Raw genomic sequence first — 24011 nt, 5'->3', positions numbered from 1 at the left:
TGTCTGGACTGGACCACCGGACCTTAAGAAACCCGGCGAGATTCCGCCATGTGAGGGAACTCGCTTCCCACATTGTGGACACGCTGCCGGGTCGCGTCAACGCCCACCAGGACCAGTGCCACCGCCGCCAGAAGGGTGCCGAGCCAGGCCACCGACGGGTAGCCGAGGCCCGCGCCGAGCGCGAGGCCGCCGAGCCAGGGGCCCACGCTGATCCCGGTGTTGAAGGCGGAGATGTTCCCGGCGACGGCGAGCGTCGGGGCGCCGGGTGCGAGCACCGACACCCGCGAGTTGAGCGCGGGGTTCGTGGCGAACCCGGCCAGCCCCAGCAGGAACACCAGGACCACGACCGCGACCGCGTGCGCCGCCGTCAGCGCGAGCGCGGCCGAGACGGCGAGCAGGCCGGTGAAGCCCGCTACCAGCACGCCGCGGGGGTGCCGGTCCGCCAGCCGCCCGCCGAACGTGATCCCGGCGAGCGCGCCCACGCCGTAGGTCAGCAGCACGGCCGGTACCCAGCGCTCGGCCAGGCCGGTGGTCGTCACGAGCATCGCGCCGAGGTAGGTGAAGGTGCCCAGCAACGCGGCAGTGGAGACGGCGGTCATCGCGTAGGACAGCCACAGCCTGCCCGTGCGCAGCCCGCGCAGCTCGTCCCGCACGCGCGGCGGGTGTGCCGGCCGGTGGTCCGGCACAGCGAGCAGCACACCGATGGCGGCGAGCGCGCTGAGTGCGGCGACGGCCCAGAACGCGCCGCGCCACGTGGCGTGCTGCCCGATCCACGTCCCGGCGGGCAGGCCGAGGACGGTCGCGACGGTGAGCCCGCCCGCGACGACGCTCATGGCCCGCGCACGGCGGTCGGCCGGGACCAGCGCCATCGCGGTGCTGCCGCCGACCGCCCAGAACCCGGCGTAGACGAAGGCGCCGGCGAACCGGGTGGCGAACAGGACCGCGTAGCTCGTGGTCAGCGCCCCGGCGACGTGGACGAGCACGAAGACGGCCAGGAACGCGAGCAGGGCGCGCCGCCGTGGCCAGCGCAGGGTGAGGACGGCCAGCACGGGTGCCTCGGCCAGCATGCCGAGCGCGAACCCGGAGACGAGCAGGCCCGCCTGCGGGATGCTCACCCCGAGGTCGGCGGCGAGCTCGGGCAACAGCCCGGCGAGCACCAGTTCGCTGGTGCCCTGGGCGAAGATCGCGAACCCGAGCACGAGAACCGCGACGGGCATCAGAGCATCGACCCCCCGCTCGCGTCGAGCCACTGCCCGGTCACCCAGCGGGCGTCGTCGCTCGCCAGGAACGCGACGACGTCCGCGATGTCGGCCGGCTGTGCCACGCGCCGCAGCGGGGACTGGGCGGCGATCGCGGCGCGGCCCTCCTCGGTCGCGAGCCGGGTGGTGTTCATGTCGGTGTCCGTCGCGCCGGGCCCGACGGCGTTGACCGTGATCCCGCGCGGTCCCAGCTCCTTCGCCAGCGTCGCGGTGAAGGTGTCGATGGCGGCCTTCGACATGGCGTAGGCCATCAGCTCGGGTGTGTGCGCCCCGTGGGTGATCCGGGTGGAGACGTTGACGATCCGGCCGCCGTCCCGCAGCCGCGAAAGGCCTTGCTGCGTCACGAAGAACGGTGCTTTGGTGTTGACGGCGAAGACCTCGTCGTAGGTCGCCTCGGTCACGTCGGCGAACGGGATCCGGCCGCCGAGGACGCCCGCGTTGTTGACGAGGATGTCGAGGCCGTCGGCGTGCTCGTCGAACGCGGTCCACAGCGCGTCGGCGTCGCCGGGGGCGCCGAGCCGCGCCTGGATCGCGAAGGCCTCGCCGCCCGCCGCGGTGATCTCCTCGACGGTCTGCTTCGCGGCGTCGGCACTGCTGCCGTAGTGCACGCCGACGCGGACGCCGTCGCGCGCCAGCCGCAGCGCGATCGCCCTGCCGATACCGCGCCCCGCCCCGGTCACCAGTGCGGTCCTGCCCACGGTCGCTCCTTTCCCTAGCAGTCGTTACACAAATGACCGTACCAGGTTCGCTAACGATCGCTATAAAATGGCGGCCATGGTGACGAAAACCCGCGGCCGGCCGCGTTCCTTCGACCGGGAAGCGGCGCTGGACAAGGCGATCCGGCTGTTCTGGCGGCGCGGGTACGAGGCGACGTCGGTCCGGGACCTGACGGAGGAGCTGGGCATCGGGGCGCCCAGCCTGTACTCCGCGTTCGGGGACAAGCAGCGGCTGTTCGCCGAGGCGCTGCGGGTGTACGACGCGCAGTACGGCGGCTTCATCGAGGCGGCGCTGGCGGAGGAGCCGACGGCGGAGCGCGCGGCCGCACGCGTGTTCGCGGAGGCGCCCGGGCGTTACACCCGCCGCGGCCTGCCCAAGGGCTGCCTCGTCATCAGCGGCGACGGAGGTACGACGGACGCGGACGTGATCGGGTGCCTGCGGCGGCTGCGGGAGAGCAAGGTCACCGCCTTCGCCGCCAAGGTCCGTGCCGACGTGGCGGCAGGCAGGCTGCCGGAGGACACCGACGCCCGCGCGCTGGCCCGATACACGATGTCCGTGCTGACGGGCCTGGCGCAGGCGGCCCGCGATGGTGCGTCGCGGGCCGAGCTGGAGGCCGTGGCGCGGATCGCGGAGCGGGCCTGGGGCTGAGGCGGCCGCGGATCGCTCCCGCAACGGTCCCTAGACTCACCTGCTGATGAGCGCAACGATCGTCGTGAAGGGGCTTGCCGCCGGGCACGGTGAACGCACCCTGTTCTCCGGGCTGGACCTGGTCGTCGCGCCGGGGGAGGTCGTCGGGCTCGTCGGGGTGAACGGCGCCGGGAAGTCCACGCTGCTGCGCCTGCTCGCCGGGCTGACGCCGCCCGAGGCGGGGGAGATCCGGCTGAGCCCACCGACCGCGACCGTCGGCCACCTGCCACAGGAACCGGAGCGGCGCGAGGGCGAGTCGGTGCGCGCGTTCCTGGCCCGCCGCACGGGGGTCGCGGCCGCGCAGGCCGAACTCGACGCCGCCACCGGGGCGCTCACCGAGGGCGCGCCGGGCGCCGACGACACCTACGCGGCCGCCCTGGAGCGCTGGCTCGCGCTGGGCGGCGCCGACCTGGACGAGCGGACCGGCGAGGTCGCGGCGGAGGTGGGGCTCGCGGTCGACCTCGACCAGCCCATGACCTCGCTGTCCGGCGGCCAGGCCGCGCGCGCCGGGCTGGCCTCGCTGCTGCTCAGCCGCTACGACGTGTTCCTCCTCGACGAGCCGACCAACGACCTCGACCTGGACGGGCTCGAGCGGCTGGAGCGCTTCGTCACGGGACTGCGCGCCGCGACGGTGCTGGTGAGCCACGACCGCGAGTTCCTGGCCCGCACGGTGGACCGCGTGGTGGAGCTGGACCTCGCGCAGCGGCAGGTCACCACCTACGGCGGCGGCTACGAGTCCTACCTGGAGGAGCGCGCGGTCGCCCGGCGGCACGCGCGCGAGGAGTACGAGCAGTACGCGGCGACGAAGGCCGGGCTGGAGGCGCGCGCCCGGACCCAGCGCGCGTGGATGGAGAAGGGCGTGCGCAACGCCCGGCGCAAGGCTCCCGACAACGACAAGGCCGGCCGCAAGTTCCGCTCGGAGGCCACCGAGAAGCAGGCGGCCAAGGCGCGGCAGACGGACCGGATGATCGAGCGCCTGGAGGTCGTGGAGGAACCCCGCAAGGAGTGGGAGCTGCGGATGGAGATCGCCGCCGCCCCGCGCGCGGGTGCGGTCGTGGCCACCCTCCGCGGCGCGGTCGTGCGCCGGGGCGCCTTCACGCTCGGGCCGGTGGACCTGCAGATCGACTGGGCGGACCGGGTCGCGATCACCGGCGCGAACGGGGCCGGGAAGTCCACGCTGCTCGCGGCACTGCTGGGCCGGGCCGAACTCGCCGGGGGCAGCGCCACGCTGGGCCCGGGTGTCGTCGTCGGCGAGGTCGACCAGGCGCGGCGGCGCTTCCTCGGCGACGTGGCGCTCGCGGAGGCCTTCGCCAGGGAGGTGCCGGAGTTCGCCGACGCCGACGTCCGCACGCTGCTGGCGAAGTTCGGGCTGACCGCGGCCCACGTGCTGCGCCCGGCCGCGACGCTGTCACCGGGGGAGCGGACCAGGGCGGCGCTGGCGCTGCTGCAGGCGCGCGGCGTGAACCTGCTGGTGCTCGACGAGCCGACCAACCACCTCGACCTGCCCGCGATCGAGCAGCTGGAGTCCGCTTTGGACACCTACCCCGGCACCCTGCTGCTGGTGACGCACGACCGCCGCATGCTGGACGCGGTGCACGTGAACCGCCGGCTGGCGGTGTCCGGAGGGCGGGTCGAGGAGGGCTAAGGCACCCCGGATGAATGGCCATGCATCGCGTTGCATATAGTTCCACTCGTGTCCAAGGTGCTCACTTCCCTGCCTGTCGGTGAACGAGTCGGGATCGCCTTCTCCGGTGGTCTCGACACGTCGGTAGCGGTCGCGTGGATGCGCGAGAAGGGCGCCGTGCCGTGCGCCTACACCGCCGACATCGGGCAGTACGACGAGCCCGACATCGACTCGGTGCCCGGCCGCGCCGGCACCTACGGCGCGGAGATCGCCCGCCTCGTCGACTGCCGCGAGGCGCTGGTGGAGGAGGGGCTCGCCGCGCTCGCCTGCGGCGCGTTCCACATCCGCTCGGGCGGCCGCACCTACTTCAACACCACGCCGCTCGGCCGCGCCGTCACGGGCACGCTGCTCGTGCGCGCGATGCTCGAGGACGACGTGCAGATCTGGGGCGACGGCTCCACCTTCAAGGGCAACGACATCGAGCGGTTCTACCGCTACGGCCTGCTCGCCAACCCCTCGCTGCGGATCTACAAGCCGTGGCTGGACGCCGACTTCGTCACCGAGCTGGGCGGCCGCACCGAGATGTCGGAGTGGCTGCAGGCGCGTGACCTGCCCTACCGCGCGAGCACCGAGAAGGCCTACTCCACCGACGCCAACATCTGGGGCGCCACCCACGAGGCGAAGGCGCTGGAGCACCTCGGCAACGGCATCGAGCTGGTCGAGCCGATCATGGGCGTGCGGTTCTGGGACCCGGCCGTGGAGATCCCGGTCGAGGACGTGACGATCGCCTTCGAGCAGGGCCGCCCGGTGCGGATCAACGGCAAGGAGTTCCCGACCGCCGTCGACCTCGTGCTGGAGGCCAACGCGATCGGCGGCCGCCACGGCATGGGCATGTCCGACCAAATCGAGAACCGCATCATCGAGGCCAAGAGCCGCGGCATCTACGAGGCGCCCGGCATGGCCCTGCTGCACGCGGCCTACGAGCGGCTGGTCAACGCGATCCACAACGAGGACACCCTCGCCGCCTACCACGTCGAGGGCCGACGCCTCGGCCGCCTGATGTACGAGGGCCGGTGGCTCGACCCGCAGTCGCTCATGCTGCGCGAGTCCCTGCAGCGGTGGGTCGGCGCGGCCGTCACCGGCGAGGTGACCCTGCGGCTGCGGCGCGGCGAGGACTACTCGATCCTCGACACGACCGGCCCGTCGTTCAGCTACCACCCGGACAAGCTGTCGATGGAGCGCACCGAGGACTCGGCGTTCGGGCCGACCGACCGCATCGGGCAGCTGACCATGCGCAACCTCGACATCGCCGACTCGCGGGCGCGCCTGGAGCAGTACGTCGCGCTCGGTCTCGTCGGCAGCTCGAACCCGACGCTCGTGGGCGCCGCGCAGGCCGCCTCCACCGGGCTCATCGGCGCGATGCCCGCGGGTGGCGCGGAGACGATCGCCTCGCGCGGCACCGTCTCCGAGGAGGAGGGCCTGCTCGACAACGCGGCGATGGAGGCCGGGACCGACTGAGCGTCAGCCCCAGAACCCGCACTGGTGCTCGGCGGAGAACTGCCGGTCGGGGATCGGCACGGACGTGCCACCCGCCCGCAGCGAGAACGTCGAGCCGGGATAGGTGGCCCAGCCGGGGTCGCCGGTGCGGATGAACGACGTCCAGTACCGCACCATGTCCCGCGACAGCTGCCGTTCCGCCGCGTCGAACGTCGGCGCGATCGGGGTGCCGTTGTCGAAGCTCGGCCACAGGTACGCCAGCTCCGCCGCGTGCCCGGCGCCCCACACGTACCCAGCGGGTTCGGGGCTCAGGCCCGGGCCCGTGCGGTGGTCGAGCTGGTAGGCGTACGTGGGCGTGTAGTGCGTGAAGGACCGGACCAGCGAACGCGTCGCGCATCCGCCGATACCGCCCACCGTCCCGGAGTCGGTCATGATCGCGCCGATCAGGTACGCCGCCGTGAACCGGTCGGACCGCTCCGGCCACGGGTAGCGGGCGAGGGCCGCCGCGCTGTAGTTCGTGAGCACCCACGACTCGTACTGCTCGCGGGTCGCGCCGACGAAGCCCAGCGCGAACGTGCGCCCTTCGTCCCGGTTCGCGCCGATCAGCAGCGGGACGCGGGTGAACTCGCCGGCGCGCACGACGCTGTCCGGCGGCCGCGGTAGCTCCGGTACGCCGCTGACGAGCGTGGGTGCCGCGTCGACGTCGACGAGCCGGGCCGCCGGAAGCGCCCGCAGGCACGCGATGTCCTGGCAGCCCAAGGACTGTGCGACGGCGGTGCCACTCTGCTCGGCGGTGCCGAGCGGGGTGCTCGGGCATGCTCCACTTTGGATGATCGCCTGCTGGAAGAGTCCGCGCGAGGCGGGGGAAGCCAGGTGCGCGCACGTCGAGAAGCCGCCCGCGGACTCGCCGCCCAACGTCACCTGGTGCGGATCCCCGCCGAACGCCGCGATGTTGTCCCTGACCCAGCGCAGTGCGGCCTGCTGGTCGAGGAAACCGTAGTTGCCCGACCGCCCGGCCTCCGCGGTGAGCCCGGGGTGCGCGAGGAAGCCGAACACGCCGAGCCGGTAGTTGATCGTCACGACGACGACGTCACGGCGTGCCAGCAGGCTGCCGTCGTGCTGGTTCGAACTGCCGTTCCGCAGTCCGCCGCCGTGGATCCACACGAACACCGGGAGTTTCTTCGCGCCCGAGGGCCGCTGCACGTTGAGGTACAGGCAGTCCTCGGTCTCCGACCGCGGCCCGTTCGTGCTCGCCACGGCCGGGCACCGGTTGCCGTACGCCGTCGCGTCCCGCACCCCGGTCCACGGGACGGGCGGGGCCGGGGGACGCCACCGCAGGTCACCCGTCGGCGGTGCGGCGTAAGGGATGCCGAGGAAGCTGTCCACCCCGTCCGCCGAACTGCCGCGCACCACCCCGGCCCGGGTGTGCGCGTGCGGTGCCCCGGTGGCGGCCGTGGCCGTGCCGGCGGCGAGCAGGAGAAGCGTGACCAGCAGGGAAAAGAGCTTCACCACATCCTCCTCAGTGGACGAAGACGGTCCGGTTCAGCCGGATGTCGCGGGAGGACGAGCCGACCTGCACCTCGCGGTCGCCCGGTACCACCCGCCAGCCCCCGGACCAGTACGACAACGCGCGCCCGGGCAGCTCCAGGCGGATGCGGCGGCTTTCCCCCGGCCGCAGCTCGACCCTGGCGAACGCGGCCAGCTGACGGGCCATCGGCACCGGCGCCGAAGCCGGTGGCCCGAGGTACACCTGTGCGACCTCGGCCCCGGCGCGGTCACCGGTGTTGCGCAGCAGGAACTCCACCTGGCGCCCGTGCACGGACAGGTCGCTGTAGTGGAAGCGGGTGTAGGAAAGCCCGTGCCCGAACGAGAACAGCGGCTCGACGTGGTGGGCGTCGTAGTGCCGGTAGCCGACGAAGATGCCTTCGCTGTACCGCGCGTGCCCGTTCACCCCCGGGTAGCGCTCGGGCGGCGCGGTCGGGGCGTCGGCCTCGCGCTTCGGGTACGTCACGGGCAGTTTCCCGCCCGGGTTCGCCTCGCCCAGCAGCAACGCGGCGGTCGCGTCGGCGCCTTCCTGGCCCGGGTACCACATCTGCAGCACGGCCGCCGTCCGGTCGAGCCACGGCATGGTGACCGGATCCCCGGTGTTGAGCACGACGACGGTGCGCGAGTTCGCCGCCGCGACGGCGGCGACGACGGGATCCTGGTTGTCGGGCAGGGCCAGGCCCGGCCGGTCCTGCCCCTCGGTGCCCTCGTTGAACGCGAACAGCAGCACCGTCCGCGCCGAGCGGGCGAGCGCCACGGCCTCGTCGAGCGCCTGCTGCCGCCGGGCCGGGGTGACCCACGCGAGCCGGACCTGCAACGGCGTGTCCGCGGCGCCGGTGGCGGTGATGGTGAACTGGTGCGGCTGCCCCGCCTCGAGGTGCACGACCGTGCCCGCGTTGCCGAGCCCGTCGCCGGTGGCGAGCAGGCGGCTGTTGCCGCCGAAGATCGCGCCGACCGAGCCGATCCGCGTGCCGTCGAGCGTGAGCGAGATACCGCCCTGGAACGACTGCACCGCACCGCTGCCCTGGATGCGCAGGTCGTAGTCGCCGGTTTCGGGCGCGGTCAGTGTGCCGGTCCAGGTGCGGGTGGTGCCGGCGGGCAGTGCGGCGGAACCGGTGAAGTCGATCGTGCCCGTGGACAGCGCCGAAGCGGGGACGGGCACCCCGTCGAGGTCCACGCCCGGTGCGTAGGGCAGGGGACGGCCGGCCCGCCGCGCGAGCGCGTCGAGCGGGCTTTCGGCGTACTCGGGGACGACGTGCGCGCTCCCGCCTCCGCCGACGAGCGGGCTGCGGGCTGTCGGCCCGATGACGGCGACCGAGCGCAGCCCGGTGAGCGGCAGGACGGCGTTTTCGTTGCGCAGCAACACCGCGCCCGCCGCGGCGAACCGCCGGGCGGCGCGGGCGTGCCCGGCCCGGTCCAGGGGTGGCCGGGTCTTCGGGGTGCCGAACCGCCGCAGCTGGGTGACGACACGCCGTGCCGCGGTGTCCACAACGGACTCGGGGATCCGCCCCTCGCGCACCGCGGTGACGAGAGCGGCGAAGTACGTGCCGCTCGGCATCTCCATGTCGAGCCCGGCGAGGATCGCCTCCGTGCTGTGGGTCGCGCCCCAGTCGGACATCACGAAACCGCGGAAACCCCAGTCGCCCCGCAGGATTTCGGTGAGCAGGTGCGCGTTTTCCGACGCGTACACGCCGTTGACGCGGTTGTAGGAGGCCATCACCGCACCGGCTCCGGCGCGCACTGCCGCTTCGAACGCCGGGAGGTAGATCTCGCGCAGGGTGCGCTCGTCGACGTCCGCGCTGACGGTCTGGCGGCCGTTCTCGAAGTTGTTGGCCGCGTAGTGCTTCACCGTCGCGATGAGGCCGGCTTCCTGGATGCCGCGCACCTCGGCGGCGACGAGCTCGCCCGCCAGCAGCGGATCTTCGCCCAGCGTCTCGAAGTTCCGGCCGGCCTGCGGCACGCGGACGATGTTGGTCATGGGGGCGAGCAGCACGTCCTGGCCCAGTGACCGGCCTTCCTCGCCGAGGACGCGGCCGTAGTCGCGGGCGGTCGCGGGGTCGAAGGTGGCGGCGAGCGCGACCGGGGCGGGCAGGGCGGTGGCGGGGCGGGTGACGCGGATCCCGGCGGGGCCGTCGGTCAGGCGGACCTCGGGGATGCCGAGGCGGGGCACTCCCGGGAGGTAACCGGCCTGCCCGAGCGAGGCCGGATCGGTGGCGCCGTGCAGCAGCGACACCTTCTCTTCGAGGGTCATCCGCGAGACGGGGTCCCCGGTCGAGGCGGTGGCGGTCAGCGCGGGGGAGAGGGCGACCGCGGCGGTCGCCAGCAACAGGGTGCGTCGATCGACGTCCATCGGCACAGCCGCCTCTCGTCGTTGGTCGGCGGGTGGTTTCGGTGCGTCGGCCAAGGTAGTGCGCGGAGCGGGGCCGGCGGAAGACCTAGTAGTCGGTAGGTTGTCACGGATCGATGAAGAAGCAGGTCACGCGGGGCTTCTGCGTGCGTTCGCTACCGTTCGTTAGGCTTTTCGGAGTCTAGGGTGGGGCATGCCCAGTACCCGCAAGCCCACGCGGCGGGGCGAGCGCACCCGCGCCGCGATCCTCGACGCCGCCGCCCCGCTGTTCGCCCGCCACGGCTACCGCGGCGCCCCGCTCGCGTCGGTCGCCGAAGCGGCCCGGTTGACCCAGCCCGGTCTGCTGCACCACTTCCCGTCGAAGGAGCGGCTGCTGCTCGCGGTGCTGGAGGAACGCGACCGCGAGGCGATGCGGTGGATGCGGGACACCTGGTCCGAGGGCGGGAGCGCGGCACTGCGCGCGCTCGTCGCGCTGGTGGCCCGCAACACGACGACGCCGGAGCTGGTGCAGCTGTTCACCGTGCTGGTGGGCGAGGGCGTGTCGGAGAGCCATCCCGCGCACGAGTACTTCGAGGAGCGGTACGAGCGGCTGCGGGGCAGCGTCCGCCGGGCGATCGCGCAGGGCCAGGACACGGGCGAGTTCCGCACGGACGTCGACGCGGCCGTGCTGGCGAACCTGGTGCTCGCGATGCTCGACGGGCTGCAGATCCAGTGGCTCCTCGACCGGGACCAGGACATGACCGCCGCGTTCGAGGCGTTCGTGCGGATCCTGCTGGAACACCTCGCGCCCCGGGAGGAAGGGTAGGCGCGGCTGGGTCGTTGCGCCGGTTCCCCATCGGGGAGGGGTGCACCGCTACTCGGCGCGCGGGCGCGAGGCGCTGTGGGCGCCCGGCGGTGAGTGGGCTGCTCAGTGAGGGCGGGATTGCTGGCGGTGCTGGAAATCTGCTCCGCGGCGGCGGGATCGCTGCGCGGCAGGGGCCCCGCGACGGGGCCTGACCGGCGACGGGGCCTGGCCGGGCGGCGGCTCGCCCGGCACGGGCGCACCGCCGTGAAGCCGACGGGCGCCGCGGCTCCGCTCAGACCACCCGCAGGTCCTCCTCCACGGCTTCCAGTTCCGCGGCCGAGCCCTGCACCTTCGGGCCGGTGAACCACTTCCGCGCCGAGGCGAACCACCACACCGCCGCCCCGCCGAGCACCACGACGAACGCGACCGGCGTGTAGTTGAACGTTCGCACCGTGATCGGGGACGCCTGCGGCAGCATGAACAACACGAAGATCAACGCGACCCACACCGACGCCACGATCCCGACCGGGCGGCCCCACCGGCCGAGGTGCCAGGGACCGCGCTCGAACGCGTCGCCCTTGCGCACCCGCAGGAAGACCGGGATCACGTACGCGACGTACAGGCCGACGGTGGCGATCGACGTCACGGCCGCGTACGCCGTCGCGCTCCACAGGTACGGCAGTGCGAGGACCAAGGCACCCACGGCGGCCAGCCACACCGAGTTCGTCGGCGTGCGGGTGCGCTTGTTGATGCGGTGCCACCACGAGGATCCGGGGATCGCGCCGTCGCGGGCGAAGGCGTAGATCATGCGTGAGTTCGCCGTCACCGACGCCATGCCGCAGAACAGCTGCGCGCCGATCGCGATCAGCAGGAGGAACTTGCCGGTGGTCGCGCCCGCCGCGTCGAGGAAGATCTGCGCGGGCGGGACGCCGGTCGCTGAGTTCACCGCGCCGTCGTAGTCCTGGATCGCGAAAGTCAGGCCCAGCAACAGGATCCAGCCCGCGACGAGCGACACCAGTATGGAGTGGACGATCCCGCGCGGCCCGGCTTTCGCCGCGTTGCGGGTTTCCTCCGTCATGTGCGCGGACGCGTCGTACCCGGTGAGCGTGTACTGCGCGACGAGCAACCCGAGCGCGAACACGTACGGCGCGAAACCCCAGCCCGTGTTGTTCACGAAGTGCCCGAACACGAACGACGCGGACTGGTGGCGGGCCGGCACGAACGCCAGCACCGCCACGATCACCACGACACCGATGAGGTGCCACCACACGCTGACGTTGTTGAGGAAGGCCACCAGCCGCACGCCGAACGTGTTGAGCAGCCCGTGCAGCACCAGGATGAACGCGAGCAGGGTGATCGTGTGCCCCGGCGTGGCGGCGAACCCGAACTGCAGGTCGAGGAACGCGTTGAGGAACAGGGCGGCCCCGAAGTCGATCCCCGCGGTGACCGCGACCTGCCCGACGAGGTTGAACCAGCCGGTGAACCACGACCAGGCCGCGGCGCTGCGGGCCGGCGCCAGCTTCGCCGCCCAGTAGTAGAGCCCGCCCGCCGTCGGGTAGCTCGAACACACCTCGGCCATCCCGAGCCCGACGAGGACCACGAACACCCCGACCAGCGGCCAGCCCCACACCATCGCGGCGGGGCCGCCGGTGCCCAGGCCGAACCCGTAGAGCGTCAGGCAGCCCGACAGGATCGAGATGATCGTGAACGAGACGGCGAAGTTCGAGAAGGCCGACATGGTGCGCCGGAGTTCCTGCGCGTAACCGAGCTGGTGGAGCCGGATGCTGTCCTCGTCCACGGGATCCCCTCAATGGTCCAGGAACGCGCCAATGCGAGTCCGCAGAAAGTAGCCCCGCCGGGGAAGACCGTCAAGGACGGGCCGGGGCGTCACGCGCGCGTGCTCGCCAGCTCGCCCTCCTGACCTGCGGTGTCGGTTCCGTGCGCCTTGGCGCCGGGCCGCCGCGCCACGAAGGCGTACCCGGCGCCGACGAGCAGCCCGCCGCCGACGAGGTTGCCGAGCCCGACGAACAGCAGGTTCCGCCCGAACGCCGCGAGGGTCACGCCGGGCACGTCCTCGAACAGCCCCAGCGAGAACGTCGTCATGTTGGCCACGACGTGCTCGAACCCGGACGCGACGAACGCCAGCAGGCACCAGAAGATGAGCGCGAGCTTGGCCCCGTCGGACTTCGTGCGCGCCGCCATCCACACCGCGAGGCACACCAGGAAGTTGCACAGCACGCCGCGGAAGAACAACGCCCCGGCGGATTCCGCGGTCTTGGCCTTCAGCAGGCTCGCCAGCAGCGCGGCACCGGGCCCCGCGTGGCCGGGGGTGGCGCCGATCGCCAGCACCCCGCCCTCGTGCACCAGCCAGGCGAACAGGACCGAGCCGAGCAGGTTGCCCACGAACGACGCGAGCACGACGCCCACCGCAGCGCCCACCCCGCGCCGCCGCACCAGCACGCCCTGCGTCATCGTCATCATGTTGCCGGTGGACAGTTCCGCGCCGGCGAACACCACGGCGGTCAGCGCGATGCCGAACACCAGTCCCTGCACCACTTTCGTCCAGGGCGAGTGCGCCGCGTCGAGTGGTCCGGTCGCCTCCAGCAGCAACACGACGGCGACCCCGATGAACGCCCCGGCGAACAGCGAGCTCACCAGGTAGCGCCCCGGGCGGCGCAGGTCGTCGATCTTGCCTTCGGCGACCTCGGCCTGCAGGCCGAGTGCTTCGGACGCGGGAATCGGCACGAGCTTGTCCTTTCTCTCATACGCTGCGGTGACGCCCGCATTCGATCTCCGCCCCGCGTCGCGGACGTGGCGGGCAGATCAGCGTGCGGTATCCGTTCACGCACTCGTGCCGGTATCCGGTGTGAAACCTCCCATCACCGGGTGATCCGGACGTTCAGGCGATATCGGCCGCCGCAGGGGAGTCCAGCGCCAGCAGCGCCAGCGCGTCGGCCGCGGGGGAGCCGGGTGCGGCGCTGTAGGTGACCATGATCAGGTTGTCGTCCCCGGGCAGCTCGAACACGTCGAAGTCCACCTCGAGGAGGCCGACGCCGGGGTGCCGGAACGCCTTCGTGCCGGTGCGGTGGATGTGCATGTTGTGCCGCGCCCAGTCCCGCGCGAAGGTGCCGCTGCGCGCGGACAGTTCGCCGACGAGCGCGGCGAGGTCCGCGTTCGCCGGGTCACGCCCGAGGTCGCGGCGCAGCATCGCGGCACAGGTGTGCCGGGCCAGCTCCCAGTCGACGTAGAACTCCCGCGCCCGCGGGTCCAGGAAGATGAACCGCGCGATGTTGGGCCGCGGTCCCGCCTCGAAGTGCGGGGCGTACAGCGCCCGTCCCAGCGCGTTCGCTGCCACGACGTCCTGCGCGGCGTTCTGCACCATGGCCGGGACGTCCATCGCGTCGAGGATCCGCCGGACCGACGGCCGCACGTGCCGCGCGGAGTGCCGGGGCCGGCGGGCACGGGCGCGGGCCAGGTCGAACAGGTGCGCGCGCTCGGCGTCGTCGAGCTGCAGGGCCCTGGCGATCGCGTCGAGCACCCCGTCCGACGCGCCCGCGATGTTGCCGCGCTCCAGCCGGGTGTAGTAGTCGGTGCTGACCCCGGCGAGCGTCGCGACCTCCTCGCGCCGCAGCCCCGGCACCCGCCGTTCGCCGCCCACGTCGGGCAGCCCCGCGCGCGCCGGGGTCACCCTGGCGCGGCGCGAGACCAGGAAGTCCCGGACGTCCTTCTTCCAGTCCACGGCTCCACGGTAGGCGCCGTTCATACCGTGAGCAGGACCTTGATCGCCCGTCGTTCGTCCATCGCCCGGTAGCCCTCGGCGGCGTCGGCCAGCGGGAGGGTGCGGTCGAAGACCTTGCCGGGGTCGATGGTGCGGTCCCAGATGAGCTGGATCAGCTCGGGCAGGAAGCGGCGCACGGGTGCGGGTCCGCCGTGCAGGTGCACCCCGGAGAAGAACAGCTCGCCGCCGGGCAAAGCGACGTCGTGCGCGACGCCCACGTAGCCGACGTGCCCGCCGGGGCGGGTCGCGCGGATGGCCTGCATCATCGACTCCTGCGTGCCCACGGCCTCGACCACCGAGTGTGCGCCCAGCCCGCCGGTGAGGTCCTTGAGCTTCGCGACCCCTTCGTCACCCCGTTCGGCGATGACGTCGGTCGCGCCGAACTCGGCGGCGAGCCGCTGTCGGTCGGCGTGCCTGCTGAAGATGACGATCCGCTCGGCGCCCAGCTGCTTCGCGGCCAGCACCGCGTGCAGGCCCACCGCGCCGTCGCCGACGACGGCGACCGTCTTGCCAGGCCCCGCCTCCGCCGCGACCGCGCCGAACCAGCCGGTGCCCAGCACATCGGACGCGGCGAGCAGGGACGGGACCAGGTCCGCGTCCGGCATCCCCGGGGTGGCCACGAGCGTGCCGTCGGCGAGCGGGACGCGGGCGCGCTGCGCCTGGGTGCCCAGCGCGCCCATCGGCTCGGCGTGCACGCAGCGGGACTGGTACCCGGCGCGGCAGATCTCGCAGGTGTTGTCGGAGGCGAAGAACGAGCCGACGACGAAGTCACCGGGCTTGACGTTGCGCACCTCGTCGCCGACCTCTTCGACCACGCCGACGTACTCGTGGCCCATCGGGGCGTCGTGGACGTCGTCGGCGCCGCGGTAGGGCCACAGGTCGGACCCGCAGATGCAGGCCGCGGCGACCCGGATGACCGCGTCCGTCGGGTACTGGATCTTCGGGTCTTCACGCTCTTCGACCCGGACGTCGCCGGGGGCGTGCATGACCACACCAAGCATCTCGTGTCGCTCCTCGTGAGTCGTTCGAGCACGGTCGCGCGGAGGGGCATACCCGCTGCGGCGGCCGTGACACGACCACGTTAGGTCGGCGGAGAGGGGAGCTGGGAGGTTCTGCGAGGCCCCCTCAGCCGGCTGCGGCGCCACCACCAGACGGCCGCGTGCGCCAGCGCGACGACCGTCGCCGCCCCGAACACCCACGCGGCGGCACGCAGCCCGGGCTCGCGGAAGGACAGGTCCACGCGGTGCTCACCGGGGGGCACGTCCAGCACGATCAGGCCCGTGGCGTCCTCCCGCACCGGGACGGCGGCACCGTCCACAGTGGCCGTGTAGCCGGGCCAGTTCAGCCGGGCGAAGAGGATCCGGCCGCCACCAGGCTGGGCGCGGTAGGTGACCGCCTCCTGCTCCGGCTGGGACCGCGAGTCCAGCACCTCGGTGCCGGGTGAGGCCCACGACACCCGGCCGGGGTAGGGCGGCGCGGACCGCGTCCACACGGTGCGGACGGCGTCGCGGGCCGCCACCTGCCAGCCCGGCGGGGGTGGCTGGTCGGCGGCCTCGGGCAGCAGATGCCGTTGCAGGACCAGGGTTTGCACGCGCAGCGCGTCCACCGGCGGGACGCCGGTGTCCGCGTCCGGCTGCCACAGCCGCCGGAAGGCGTCCGGGCACACCTCGCCCTTGTAGGTCATGCACAGCGCCGTGTTGAACTTCGCGAAGCTGATGCCGCTGTAGTGGTTGATCGTCTCGTGGCCGCGCAGGATGTTCTCGTTGCCGAACAGGAGGTCCCCGTTCGCGTAGTCCTCCGTGCGGACCGGCGTCTGGTCCGCGAGCTGCAGCACTGTGCCGCGCATCGTGACCGCGCCCTCCCGGATCTGGCTCACCGAAACCGGGCCCTCCGCGGTCGGCGCCGCCTTCACCGGGAGGTTCCCGGTCTGGTAGGCCATGATCGCGACCGTGCCGGCCAGCAGCACGGCACCGAACGGGCGCGGCCCGTACCGGCGGTGGACGACGACCGCGGCCGCGACCAGCGCCAGCACGGCGACGGTGGCGAGCAGGTGCAGCCAGGAGATCTCGGGGCTGAGCGCGGTCGAGAGGTACCCGGCCACCAGGACCAGGCACGCCGAGGCCACCGCCCGCCGCCGCACGTGGTCCCGCGCGAGCCCCGCGGACAGCAGCACCGCGACGAGGACGGCCACCCCCAGGTACAGGTGCTCGATGAGCCGGATCGGCCAGCGGAACAGCCACAGGTTGGACGGGCCGAGCACCAGCAGGAAGTAGATCCCGCAGATCACCGCGACGCTCGTGAGCGGGCGGGCCGCCCGGCGGAGCGCGCCGAACCGCACCCACGGCAGCAGCGGCACGGCGAACCACGCGAAGTACGTGGAGGGCAGGGTTTCGCGCACCGCGCCGTCCCAGTTGACGATGCCGGGCAGGTACGTGGGGGCGCTGGAGGTGAGCAGGTCGCCGAGGTGCGGCACCTGGAACATGTCGTTGCTGATCATGGCGAGGCCCTGCCGGTCGGTCACCGGCAGCACCAGCTGGAGCGGCAGGAACGCGGGGAAGGCGGCCGCCGCGACGCACAGCCCGATGAGCACGAGGTGCGCGATGGGGCGGAATCGGCGCCGCAGGGCCAGTTCGACGATGATCCCGGTGCTGACGATCGCGATGCCCAGTGCGGCGTACGGGTTCCCGGTGGTGATCGCCAATGCCCCGAAGGCGAACGGCACCAACGGGTTCAGCGCGCCGCGCACGTGCCGGCGCGCGGCCCACCAGAACCACGCCAGCCACGTGAGCGCCATCAGCTCGGCCGGCCAGCCCGCCGCCGCGTAGAAGAGCGTGAAGCCCCCGGCGGGCATCGCCAGCCCCAGCACCACCGACGGCACGCGCGCGGCGCCGTACTCGCGGCACAGCAGGTATGCGGCCATGCTGAGCAGGGCGAGGAAGGCGACGTTGACGACCGCCGAGGCCGCCGCGAGGTTGTCGAACAGCGAAACCACCACGTAGCCGAGCAGCTCGACGGGGTTCCACATCGCGTACTCGCCCTCGGCGGCGTAGTTGCCGCCGTACCAGCCCGCGGCGTCCATCATCGGCCAGTGCCCGGCACGCAGCTGCGTGCCGAGGTGGTGCCAGAGCGGCACGAACGACTCGGGGTTGTCGCCGACGAAGAAGAAGCGCGGCTGCAGCCAGTACGGGATCGAGAATCCGACGACGGCCACGGCACCGACGGCCAGGACCACGAGCCACTCCGGCACGCGGCGTGACCGCGGGGCGGGGGCCTCGGTGGTGTGGGACAGCGCAGTAGCGTTGCCGACCTCGGCGTCGAGCCCCATGGTCCCCCTATCGGACGTCACCCAAATGGCGTTACGGGCGATTTTCCGTCAGCGCACCCGGCCGTAGTCGCGCGGCCCCCACCAACCCCATTCCGTCTCGTCGGGCCCGCCGGTCCGCCAGCCGTACGCGGCGAAGAGGAAACGTTTCGCCTCCAGCGCGAGACCGTCGAGGTTGGCGGGCCGGTTCTTCGTGTCGTAGCCGGTCCAGAACCAGGCGCTGGCCCGGTCGGCGTCGGCGATCGCGTCGGCGGCGGCCGCGGTCGCGTAGTGGTCGGGGTGGTCGCCGGGGTTGCGGGCCGGATCGGGGTCGGCGACGTTGAGCCACGGCGTTTCGCCGCTGTCGCGGTGACCGGCCACGATCGCCCGCAGGGTCGCGACGACCGCGGGCCAGCCCTGGTACGGCGTGCTCCCGTCGAGCGGGGTCAGCGCGCCGAGCCGCCCGTCGCGCAGCATCGTGAGCGAGCCGAGGCCGAAGCCCTGCCCGTCGAGCCCGCCGTCGGGCAGGCGGAGCGGGTAGAGGAACCAGTTCGCCGCGCGGTACCGGGTCAGGGCGCGGCCGCCGAGCGTGATCGTCTCGGTGGTGACGGGTGGATCGCCGGCGGTGGCGTTCAGGGCGTCCACGAGGCCCTGCTCGCGCGCCTGCCACCAGCCGTCGGTGCGCCCGGCGTCCCCGCCCGTGGTCGTCACGTGCACGACCTGCGCGCCGCGGGTGTGTTCGTCGGCGAAGAGCTGGTTGCCCCGGAACAACAGCGCGTCGTCGGCGTGCGCCGCGAAGTAGAAGCTGTGTGCCATCCCCGCCTCCTCACCCCCGTAGTCGCGGTGGGGACCGGCGCCGTTTCCCCGGCGAGCCCGAAGTGGACGCCCAGTCCTGGATCGGGCTACGACCGGGGTTCGGTGGGGCCTGCGCCCAGCGTGAGCACTCGTTCGAAGGCGGCCCGCACGTCGTCCACCAGGGTGCGGGGGTCGTTGCCCAGGCGTTTGGCGGTCTGGTAGCAGGCGATGGCGATGTGCGCGGCGAAGCGGGCGGTGGCCTCGTCGGATCCGCGGCCGATGAGCAGATCGCCCAGTTTGTCGGCGATCTCCTGCACCTTCACGGCGTCGCGGGCGCGGAGTTCCGGGTGCTGCTCGATGAGCTGGAAGTGGCGGGTGTAGCCCTCCGGGTCGGCGGCCGCCTGGGCGCAGATCGCGAGCACGACCGGGCGGAGTTGCTCGATGGCTTCGGTCGCGCTCCGTGCGGCCGGGACGTCGTCCGCCCGGGCCGTCGCGTCGACCACCTCGAGCAGCTCCTGCTCCCTGGCGAACACGACCTCCTGCTTGTCCACGAAGTGGCGGAAGAACGTGGTGCGGCCGACTTCGGCGCGCTCGGCGATGTCGCCGACCGAGACGCCGTCGAAGCCCCGCTCGTGGAACAGCTCCTGGGCGGCCTCGATGATGCGCGCTCGCGCCTGGCGTCGCTTGCGCTCCACGAGCGGACGAGGCGAGGTCATGACCACCAGCATAGCAAGAGTGGCTTGCCGTTCCATGAGGAACTGCGTACAGTCTGGTACTGGGTACCAACAAGAACGGAGTACACAGTGATAGTGGAACTGCGCGCGGAAGACCGCCAGGCGATCAGCGAGACCCTGTCCCTGCACGGGCACCTGTTCGACGAAGGCCACCTGGACCGGCTCGGGGAGGTCTTCACACCGGACGTCGTCTACGACATGAGCGCTCTCGGCGTCGGAACCTTCGAGGGGATCGAGGCGGTCAGGAGCGCCGCCCTGCACCTCGGCGCGGACAACCCCATCGCCCACCACCTGACGAACATCGTCATCACCGGCGAGGAGGAAGGCCGGGCGACCGCACGCTCCAAGGGCCTCGTCATCCTGGCCGACGGGACACTCGCCAGCGTGACGCACCTCGACAGCCTGCGACGCCACGACGATGCCTGGCGCATCAGCCGCCGGGTCATCTCCCCGCAGCGCGCACCTCTGGGCGGAGCCAGCCCCGCCGACGCGGGCAACCGGTGACACGAAACGAGGGAACAGCCATGACCGAGCCGCTCGTCATCACCCGGGTGACCCACAGCTGCCACCTGATCCAGTTCGGCGACCTGACCGTGCTCACCGACCCCTGGTTCAGCCAGAAGCTCTTCTACCACCCGGGCGAGCCCGTCGCCTTCCAGCCGGAGACCCTGCCCCACCTGGACGCGGTCGTGATCAGCCACGAGCACTACGACCACTGCGACCTCGGCGCCTTCCGCCGCTACCGCGACAAGGACGTGCCCCTCCTCGTCGCCGGACCGGTGGTCGGGCCGGCCCGCAAGGCGGGGTTCACCAACGTCCGCGCGCTGGAACCGTGGCAGTCCGCCCGGGTCGGCGACCTGACCATCGCCGCGGCGCCCGGCAAGCACGGCTGCTACGAGGTCACCTATGTGCTCAGCGCCGGCGGGCGCCGCGTCTACTTCGCCGGGGACACGCTGCTCGTCCCGGAACTGCGCACCCTGACCGACCGGTACGGCCCGCTGGACGTGGCGCTGCTTCCCGTCAACGGCCTGCACATCCGGATGGCGGGCAACAAGCAGGTCGTCATGAACGCCGAAGAGGCGGCCGAACTCACCGCCGTGCTGCGCCCGAAACTGGCGGTGCCGCAGCACTACGCCTTCACCGGCGGCCCGATCGGCGACAGGCTGTTCCTCAAGAGCGACAAGGACCCCGCTCGTTTCGTCGAGGCCGCCCGCCGCCTCGTCCCCGATGTCCCGGTCACGGTCATCAACCCTGGAGAACCGCTGACCGTGTCCCCCTGAGTCCACGTGCGGCCGGGCAGGCACCGGTCGCGCCAGTGCGACTCCCTGGTTTCCGCGGGGGGAATCCGGCCCGGGGTGTGCCACGATGGAGCTTCACCCCGGCGGGCGAACCGCATCGAACCTCGGTGGGGAGTCATGACTGCTGGCGCTTCCGGGCCGGACCTGCGGGGCCGCGACGGCGAACTGCGGCGCCTGGACCAGCTGCTGGCCCAGGCGCGCGGCGGGACGAGCCGGGTGCTCGTGCTGCGGGGCGAGGCGGGCATCGGCAAGAGCGCGCTGCTCGACCACCTGTCCGCGCAGGCTCCCGGCTACCGCGTGGTGCGCGCGGCGGGGCTGGAGCCGGAGGCGGAGCTCGCGTTCGCGGGCCTGCACCAGCTGTGCGCGCCGCTGCTCGGCCACCTCGACCGCCTGCCCGCCCCGCAGCGCGCCGCGCTCGCGACGGCCTTCGGGCTGAGCACCGGTCCGGCGCCCGACCGGTTCCTGGTCGGGCTCGCGGTGCTGAGCCTGCTGTCCGAGGCCGCCGGGCACCAGCCGCTGCTCTGCCTCGTCGACGACGTGCAGGAGCTCGACAGCGCTTCGGCGCGGGTGCTCGCGTTCGTGGCCCGCAGGCTGCTCGCCGAACCGGTCGTGCTGGTCGCGGCCGTGCGGGCGGCGGACGGCGAGCACGGGTTCCGCGGGCTGCCCGAGCTCGCGCTCGCCGGGCTCGGTGACGCCGACGCGCGCGCCCTGCTGATGGGCGCGCTGGCCGGCCCGCTCGACGCGTCGGTGCGCGACCAGATCGTCGCGGAGAGCCGGGGCAACCCGCTGGCGTTGCTGGAGCTGCCGCGCGCGTTCACCCCGGCGGAGCTGGCCGGTGGCTTCGGCCTGCCCGGCCTCCCGCTGGACCGGCGGCTCGAAGCGGGGTACGCGCGCCGGTTCCGGTCGCTCCCCAGACAGGCCCGCAGGCTGCTGGTCACCGCCGCGGCCGAGCCCGCCGGGGACGTCGCGCTGCTGTGGCGTGCCGCGCGGGCGCAGGGCATCGAGCCCGCCCCGGCGTCCGGCGCGGACTTCGCGGAGCTGGTCGAATTCGGGACCAGGGTCCGCTTCCGGCACCCGCTGGTGCGCTCGGCGGTCTACCGGTCGGCCCCGGCGGCGGACCGGCGCGCGGCACACGGGGCGCTGGCCGAGGTCACCGACCCGGCGGCTGATCCGGACCGGCGCGCGTGGCACCGGGCCAGGGCCGTGTCCGGGCCGGACGAGGAGGTCGCGGTCGAGCTGGAGCGGTCGGCGGGGCGGGCGCAGGCCCGCGGCGGGTTCGCGGCGGCGGCCGCGTTGCTCGAACGCGCCGCGGCGGTCACCGCCGAACCCGGGCGGGTGGCCGCCAGGGCGCTGGCGGCGGCGCAGGCGAAACACCAGGCGGGGGCGCCGGACGAGGCGCGCACCCTGCTCGCGCTGGCCTCGGCGAGCACGCCCGGTGAGCTGACCCGGGCACGGGTGGACCTCCTGCGAGCGCGGCTGGCCTTCACGTCGAGCCACGGCCGCGACGCCCCGCCGTTGTTGCTGGCCGCGGCGGAAAAGCTCGCGCCGCTCGACCCGGCGCTCGCGCGCGAGGCGTATCTCGAGGCGCTCGCGGCGGGGCTGTACGTCGGCCGCCTCGCCGGCGAAACCGGACTGCGGCAGGTGTGCGAGGCGATGCCGCCCGGTGCGGGGTCGGCCGGCTCGCTCGCGGCGGGCCTGGCGGCCGTCGTGACCGGCGGCTACGAGGCCGGCGGCCCCGCGCTGAAACGGGCCGTGGCCGCATTCCGGACCGCGGAGCTGCCGCAGGCGGAGGCGATCCGCCGGCTGTGGCTCGCCACCCACGCCGCGCACGACCTGTGGGACGACGACTCCTGGCAGGTGCTGGGCGACCGGCACGTCCGGCTGGCCAGGGAGGCGGGCGCGCTCGCGATCCTGCCGATCGCGCTGACCGCCCGGATCGGGCTGCACCTGTTCGCCGGGGAGCTGGACGCCGCCGCGACGCTGGTGGGGGAGGTCGCGGCGGTCACGGAGGCGACCGGCAGCGGCCTGCCCGCCTACGGGGAGCTGGCCCTCGCGGCCTACCGGGGCGACGAAACCAGGCTGGGCACGCTCGCGGAATCCATTGTGGACAACGCCGTCCGGCGGGGTGATGGGATGGGGCTGACGGTCGTGCGCCACGCGCAGGCGGTGCTCCACAACGGACTCTGCCGCTACGGCGAAGCGTTCGAGGCCGCGGCCGACGGCGCCGCCAACCCCGACGAACTCGCGTTCGCGAACTACTCGCTGGTCCAGCTCGTCGAGGCGGCGGTCAGGAGTGGCCGCCCGGAGCGGGCCGCGGACGCGTTCGACCGGCTTGTCGGCAGTACGCGGGCGAGCGGTACCGCGTGGGCATCGGGGATCGAGGCCCGGTGCCGCGCCCTGCTCGCCGAGGGGGACGAGGCCGAGCGCTCGTACCGGGAGGCGATCGAGCACCTCGGGCGCGGCCGGATGCGGCTGGAGCTGGCCAGGGCGCGGTTGTTGTACGGCGAGTGGCTGCGCCGGGCGGGCCGCCGGACCGACGCCCGCGCCCAGCTGCGCACGGCCCACGAGGCGTTCACCGCGATGGGGGCGGCGGGGTTCGCCGAGCGCGCGCGACGGGAGCTGGCCGCGACGGGTGTCGCGGCCCGTGAACGGTACGGCGGGGCCACCGTGTCCCTGACCGCCCAGGAGGCCCAGATCGCGCGGCTGGCGCGGAGCGGGTTCTCCAACCCGGAGATCGGCGCGCAGCTGTTCCTCAGCGCGCGGACCGTCGAATGGCACCTGCGCAAGGTGTTCGCCAAGCTCGGGATCAGCTCGCGGCGTCAGCTCCGGTCGGCGCTGCCCGCCGGGAAGCTGATCGCGTCCGAGTGAGGCGTCACTGGGCGGTCCACCCGCCGTCGACGGCGAGGAGCGCCCCGGTGACGAAGCTCGCGGCGTCGGAGCAGAGGAAGGCGACGGCTTCGGCCACTTCGCGGGGCTGCCCGATCCGCCGGAGCGGGTGGGCGTCGCCGAAGGAGGCGAGCATCTCGCGCCCGTTCTCCACGACGCCCTCCATGATGTCGGTGTCGATCACGCCGGGCAGCACGGCGTTGGACCGGATCCCCTTGGCGCCGCCCTCGATCGCGAGGACGCGGGTCAGCTGGGCGAGTGCGCCCTTGGAGGCGGCGTAGGCGGTCTGGGTCTCGAAGGCGACGACCGACGAGACCGAGGCGATCGACACGATGGCGCCGCCGCCGTGGTCCTCCATCACCCGGAACGCTTCGCGCGCCTGCACGAAGTTGCCGCGGGCGTTGACGCGCATGATGCCTTCGAAGTCCTCGACGGTCGTCTCGGTGACCGGCTTGTTGAGGGTGCGCCCGGCGTTGTTGACGAGGATGTCCAGCCGGCCGAACCGGTCGGTGGCCAGCCGCATCGTCGCGCGGGCGAGCTCCTCGTCGGCGACGTCGCCCACGAGCGCGGCGACGGTGTCCGGGTGGTCCGCGGCGAGCTTTTCCACGGCGTCCGACCGGTCGGTGACGACGAGCCGGGCGCCGCGTTCCCGAAGCAGCGTGGCGGTGGCGTGGCCGATGCCGCGGGCGGCACCGGTGACGACCGCGACGCGGCCGGTGAGGTCCCAGGAGGAGGTCATGGGGTCCACGGTCGTGGCCC

19 protein-coding genes are annotated in these 24011 nt (G+C 73.1%); 7 read left to right on the top strand and 12 right to left on the bottom strand.

Going from position 1 to position 24011, the window contains the following annotated elements; all coding sequences use genetic code 11:
• Positions 1–23: 23 nt before the first annotated feature.
• A complete protein-coding gene (locus BMZ92_RS14405) occupies positions 24–1217 on the bottom strand; it encodes a Cmx/CmrA family chloramphenicol efflux MFS transporter (protein ID WP_091507337.1) in 1194 nt (397 codons plus the stop codon).
• Positions 1217–1957, bottom strand: coding sequence for an SDR family oxidoreductase (locus BMZ92_RS14400; protein ID WP_218153460.1), 741 nt, complete (start codon positions 1955–1957; stop codon positions 1217–1219). The genes BMZ92_RS14405 and BMZ92_RS14400 overlap by 1 nt, the downstream gene beginning before the upstream one ends.
• A 76-nt stretch (positions 1958–2033) precedes the next feature.
• On the opposite strand from BMZ92_RS14400, the gene BMZ92_RS14395 reads away from it, so the two are divergent.
• From BMZ92_RS14395 to argG, 3 genes are read left to right on the top strand one after another with little or no spacing between them, the layout of a single operon-like run.
• On the top strand, positions 2034–2624 hold the full coding sequence (locus BMZ92_RS14395; RefSeq protein ID WP_177228694.1) for a TetR/AcrR family transcriptional regulator: 591 nt from the start codon (positions 2034–2036) through the stop codon (positions 2622–2624).
• Positions 2625–2670: 46 nt separating this feature from the next.
• Positions 2671–4308, top strand: coding sequence for an ABC-F family ATP-binding cassette domain-containing protein (locus BMZ92_RS14390; protein ID WP_091507332.1), 1638 nt, complete (start codon positions 2671–2673; stop codon positions 4306–4308).
• Positions 4309–4356: 48 nt separating this feature from the next.
• Positions 4357–5805, top strand: a complete 1449-nt coding sequence (argG, locus tag BMZ92_RS14385) for an argininosuccinate synthase (RefSeq protein ID WP_091507330.1) — start codon at positions 4357–4359, stop codon at positions 5803–5805.
• 3 nt (positions 5806–5808) lie between these two features.
• Here the strand turns inward: argG and BMZ92_RS14380 are convergent, their stop codons facing one another.
• Both BMZ92_RS14380 and BMZ92_RS14375 read right to left on the bottom strand, forming a co-directional pair.
• Entirely contained in the window at positions 5809–7293 is a 1485-nt protein-coding gene (locus BMZ92_RS14380; RefSeq protein ID WP_218153459.1) for a carboxylesterase/lipase family protein, read from the bottom strand.
• A gap of 10 nt (positions 7294–7303) precedes the next feature.
• Positions 7304–9679 carry a glycoside hydrolase family 3 C-terminal domain-containing protein gene (locus BMZ92_RS14375; protein ID WP_091507328.1) on the bottom strand — a complete coding sequence of 792 codons (2376 nt, stop codon included), beginning with the start codon at positions 9677–9679 and terminating at the stop codon, positions 7304–7306.
• Positions 9680–9869: 190 nt separating this feature from the next.
• Between BMZ92_RS14375 and BMZ92_RS14370 the strand changes: the two genes are divergently transcribed.
• The gene (locus tag BMZ92_RS14370) at positions 9870–10481 is read left to right on the top strand and encodes a TetR/AcrR family transcriptional regulator (RefSeq protein ID WP_091507325.1); all 612 of its coding nucleotides are present in this window, start codon (positions 9870–9872) and stop codon (positions 10479–10481) included.
• A 271-nt stretch (positions 10482–10752) separates the two neighbouring features.
• Here BMZ92_RS14370 and BMZ92_RS14365 read toward each other — a convergent pair whose 3' ends face one another.
• The 7 genes from BMZ92_RS14365 to BMZ92_RS14335 all read right to left on the bottom strand — a co-directional run bounded on the left by BMZ92_RS14365 (position 10753) and on the right by BMZ92_RS14335 (position 19050).
• Entirely contained in the window at positions 10753–12258 is a 1506-nt protein-coding gene (locus BMZ92_RS14365; protein ID WP_091507322.1) for an amino acid permease, read from the bottom strand.
• 89 nt (positions 12259–12347) lie between these two features.
• Positions 12348–13205: a formate/nitrite transporter family protein gene (locus BMZ92_RS14360; protein ID WP_091507320.1), complete on the bottom strand. Its 858-nt coding sequence runs from the start codon at positions 13203–13205 to the stop codon at positions 12348–12350.
• Positions 13206–13359: 154 nt separating this feature from the next.
• Positions 13360–14199: an MmyB family transcriptional regulator gene (locus tag BMZ92_RS14355; protein ID WP_091507767.1), complete on the bottom strand. Its 840-nt coding sequence runs from the start codon at positions 14197–14199 to the stop codon at positions 13360–13362.
• Positions 14200–14219: 20 nt separating this feature from the next.
• Positions 14220–15239 (bottom strand): zinc-dependent alcohol dehydrogenase family protein, encoded by a 1020-nt coding sequence (locus BMZ92_RS14350; protein ID WP_091507317.1) that lies wholly within the window; start codon positions 15237–15239, stop codon positions 14220–14222.
• 80 nt (positions 15240–15319) lie between these two features.
• On the bottom strand, positions 15320–17584 hold the full coding sequence (locus BMZ92_RS14345) for a YfhO family protein (RefSeq protein ID WP_143249861.1): 2265 nt from the start codon (positions 17582–17584) through the stop codon (positions 15320–15322).
• Between the two features lie 27 nt (positions 17585–17611).
• Complete coding sequence (locus BMZ92_RS14340) at positions 17612–18355, bottom strand: PIG-L family deacetylase (RefSeq protein WP_091507313.1); 744 nt, start codon at positions 18353–18355, stop codon at positions 17612–17614.
• Positions 18356–18441: 86 nt separating this feature from the next.
• Positions 18442–19050, bottom strand: coding sequence for a TetR/AcrR family transcriptional regulator (locus BMZ92_RS14335; protein WP_091507765.1), 609 nt, complete (start codon positions 19048–19050; stop codon positions 18442–18444).
• 93 nt (positions 19051–19143) lie between these two features.
• Between BMZ92_RS14335 and BMZ92_RS14330 the strand changes: the two genes are divergently transcribed.
• The 3 genes from BMZ92_RS14330 to BMZ92_RS14320 all read left to right on the top strand — a co-directional run bounded on the left by BMZ92_RS14330 (position 19144) and on the right by BMZ92_RS14320 (position 23234).
• Positions 19144–19572 carry a nuclear transport factor 2 family protein gene (locus BMZ92_RS14330; RefSeq protein WP_091507310.1) on the top strand — a complete coding sequence of 143 codons (429 nt, stop codon included), beginning with the start codon at positions 19144–19146 and terminating at the stop codon, positions 19570–19572.
• A 20-nt stretch (positions 19573–19592) separates the two neighbouring features.
• Positions 19593–20348, top strand: coding sequence for an MBL fold metallo-hydrolase (locus BMZ92_RS14325; RefSeq protein WP_091507308.1), 756 nt, complete (start codon positions 19593–19595; stop codon positions 20346–20348).
• 135 nt (positions 20349–20483) lie between these two features.
• Positions 20484–23234 carry a helix-turn-helix transcriptional regulator gene (locus BMZ92_RS14320; RefSeq protein WP_091507306.1) on the top strand — a complete coding sequence of 917 codons (2751 nt, stop codon included), beginning with the start codon at positions 20484–20486 and terminating at the stop codon, positions 23232–23234.
• Positions 23235–23238: 4 nt separating this feature from the next.
• Here BMZ92_RS14320 and BMZ92_RS14315 read toward each other — a convergent pair whose 3' ends face one another.
• Positions 23239–23991, bottom strand: a complete 753-nt coding sequence (locus tag BMZ92_RS14315) for an SDR family NAD(P)-dependent oxidoreductase (protein ID WP_177228693.1) — start codon at positions 23989–23991, stop codon at positions 23239–23241.
• Positions 23992–24011: the final 20 nt, after the last annotated feature.

The sequence above is a fragment of the Amycolatopsis sacchari genome (assembly GCF_900114035.1).
Lineage (GTDB): Bacteria > Actinomycetota > Actinomycetes > Mycobacteriales > Pseudonocardiaceae > Amycolatopsis_E > Amycolatopsis_E sacchari.
Note: the sequence above shows the minus strand (reverse complement) of the source record. Positions and strands in the feature narration are given on the sequence as shown.

Bases quoted from the DNA above. Each gene is read 5' to 3' on its own strand.
- BMZ92_RS14350 (WP_091507317.1), bottom strand. From the start codon at position 15,239: ATGCTTGGTGTGGTCATGCACGCCCCCGGCGACGTCCGGGTCGAAGAG.
- BMZ92_RS14370 (WP_091507325.1), top strand. From the start codon at position 9,870: ATGCCCAGTACCCGCAAGCCCACGCGGCGGGGCGAGCGCACCCGCGCC.
- BMZ92_RS14375 (WP_091507328.1), bottom strand. From the start codon at position 9,679: ATGGACGTCGATCGACGCACCCTGTTGCTGGCGACCGCCGCGGTCGCC.
- BMZ92_RS14335 (WP_091507765.1), bottom strand. From the start codon at position 19,050: ATGACCTCGCCTCGTCCGCTCGTGGAGCGCAAGCGACGCCAGGCGCGA.
- BMZ92_RS14340 (WP_091507313.1), bottom strand. From the start codon at position 18,355: ATGGCACACAGCTTCTACTTCGCGGCGCACGCCGACGACGCGCTGTTG.
- BMZ92_RS14390 (WP_091507332.1), top strand. From the start codon at position 2,671: ATGAGCGCAACGATCGTCGTGAAGGGGCTTGCCGCCGGGCACGGTGAA.
- BMZ92_RS14405 (WP_091507337.1), bottom strand. From the start codon at position 1,217: ATGCCCGTCGCGGTTCTCGTGCTCGGGTTCGCGATCTTCGCCCAGGGC.
- BMZ92_RS14325 (WP_091507308.1), top strand. From the start codon at position 19,593: ATGACCGAGCCGCTCGTCATCACCCGGGTGACCCACAGCTGCCACCTG.
- BMZ92_RS14395 (WP_177228694.1), top strand. From the start codon at position 2,034: ATGGTGACGAAAACCCGCGGCCGGCCGCGTTCCTTCGACCGGGAAGCG.
- BMZ92_RS14315 (WP_177228693.1), bottom strand. From the start codon at position 23,991: ATGACCTCCTCCTGGGACCTCACCGGCCGCGTCGCGGTCGTCACCGGT.
- BMZ92_RS14320 (WP_091507306.1), top strand. From the start codon at position 20,484: ATGACTGCTGGCGCTTCCGGGCCGGACCTGCGGGGCCGCGACGGCGAA.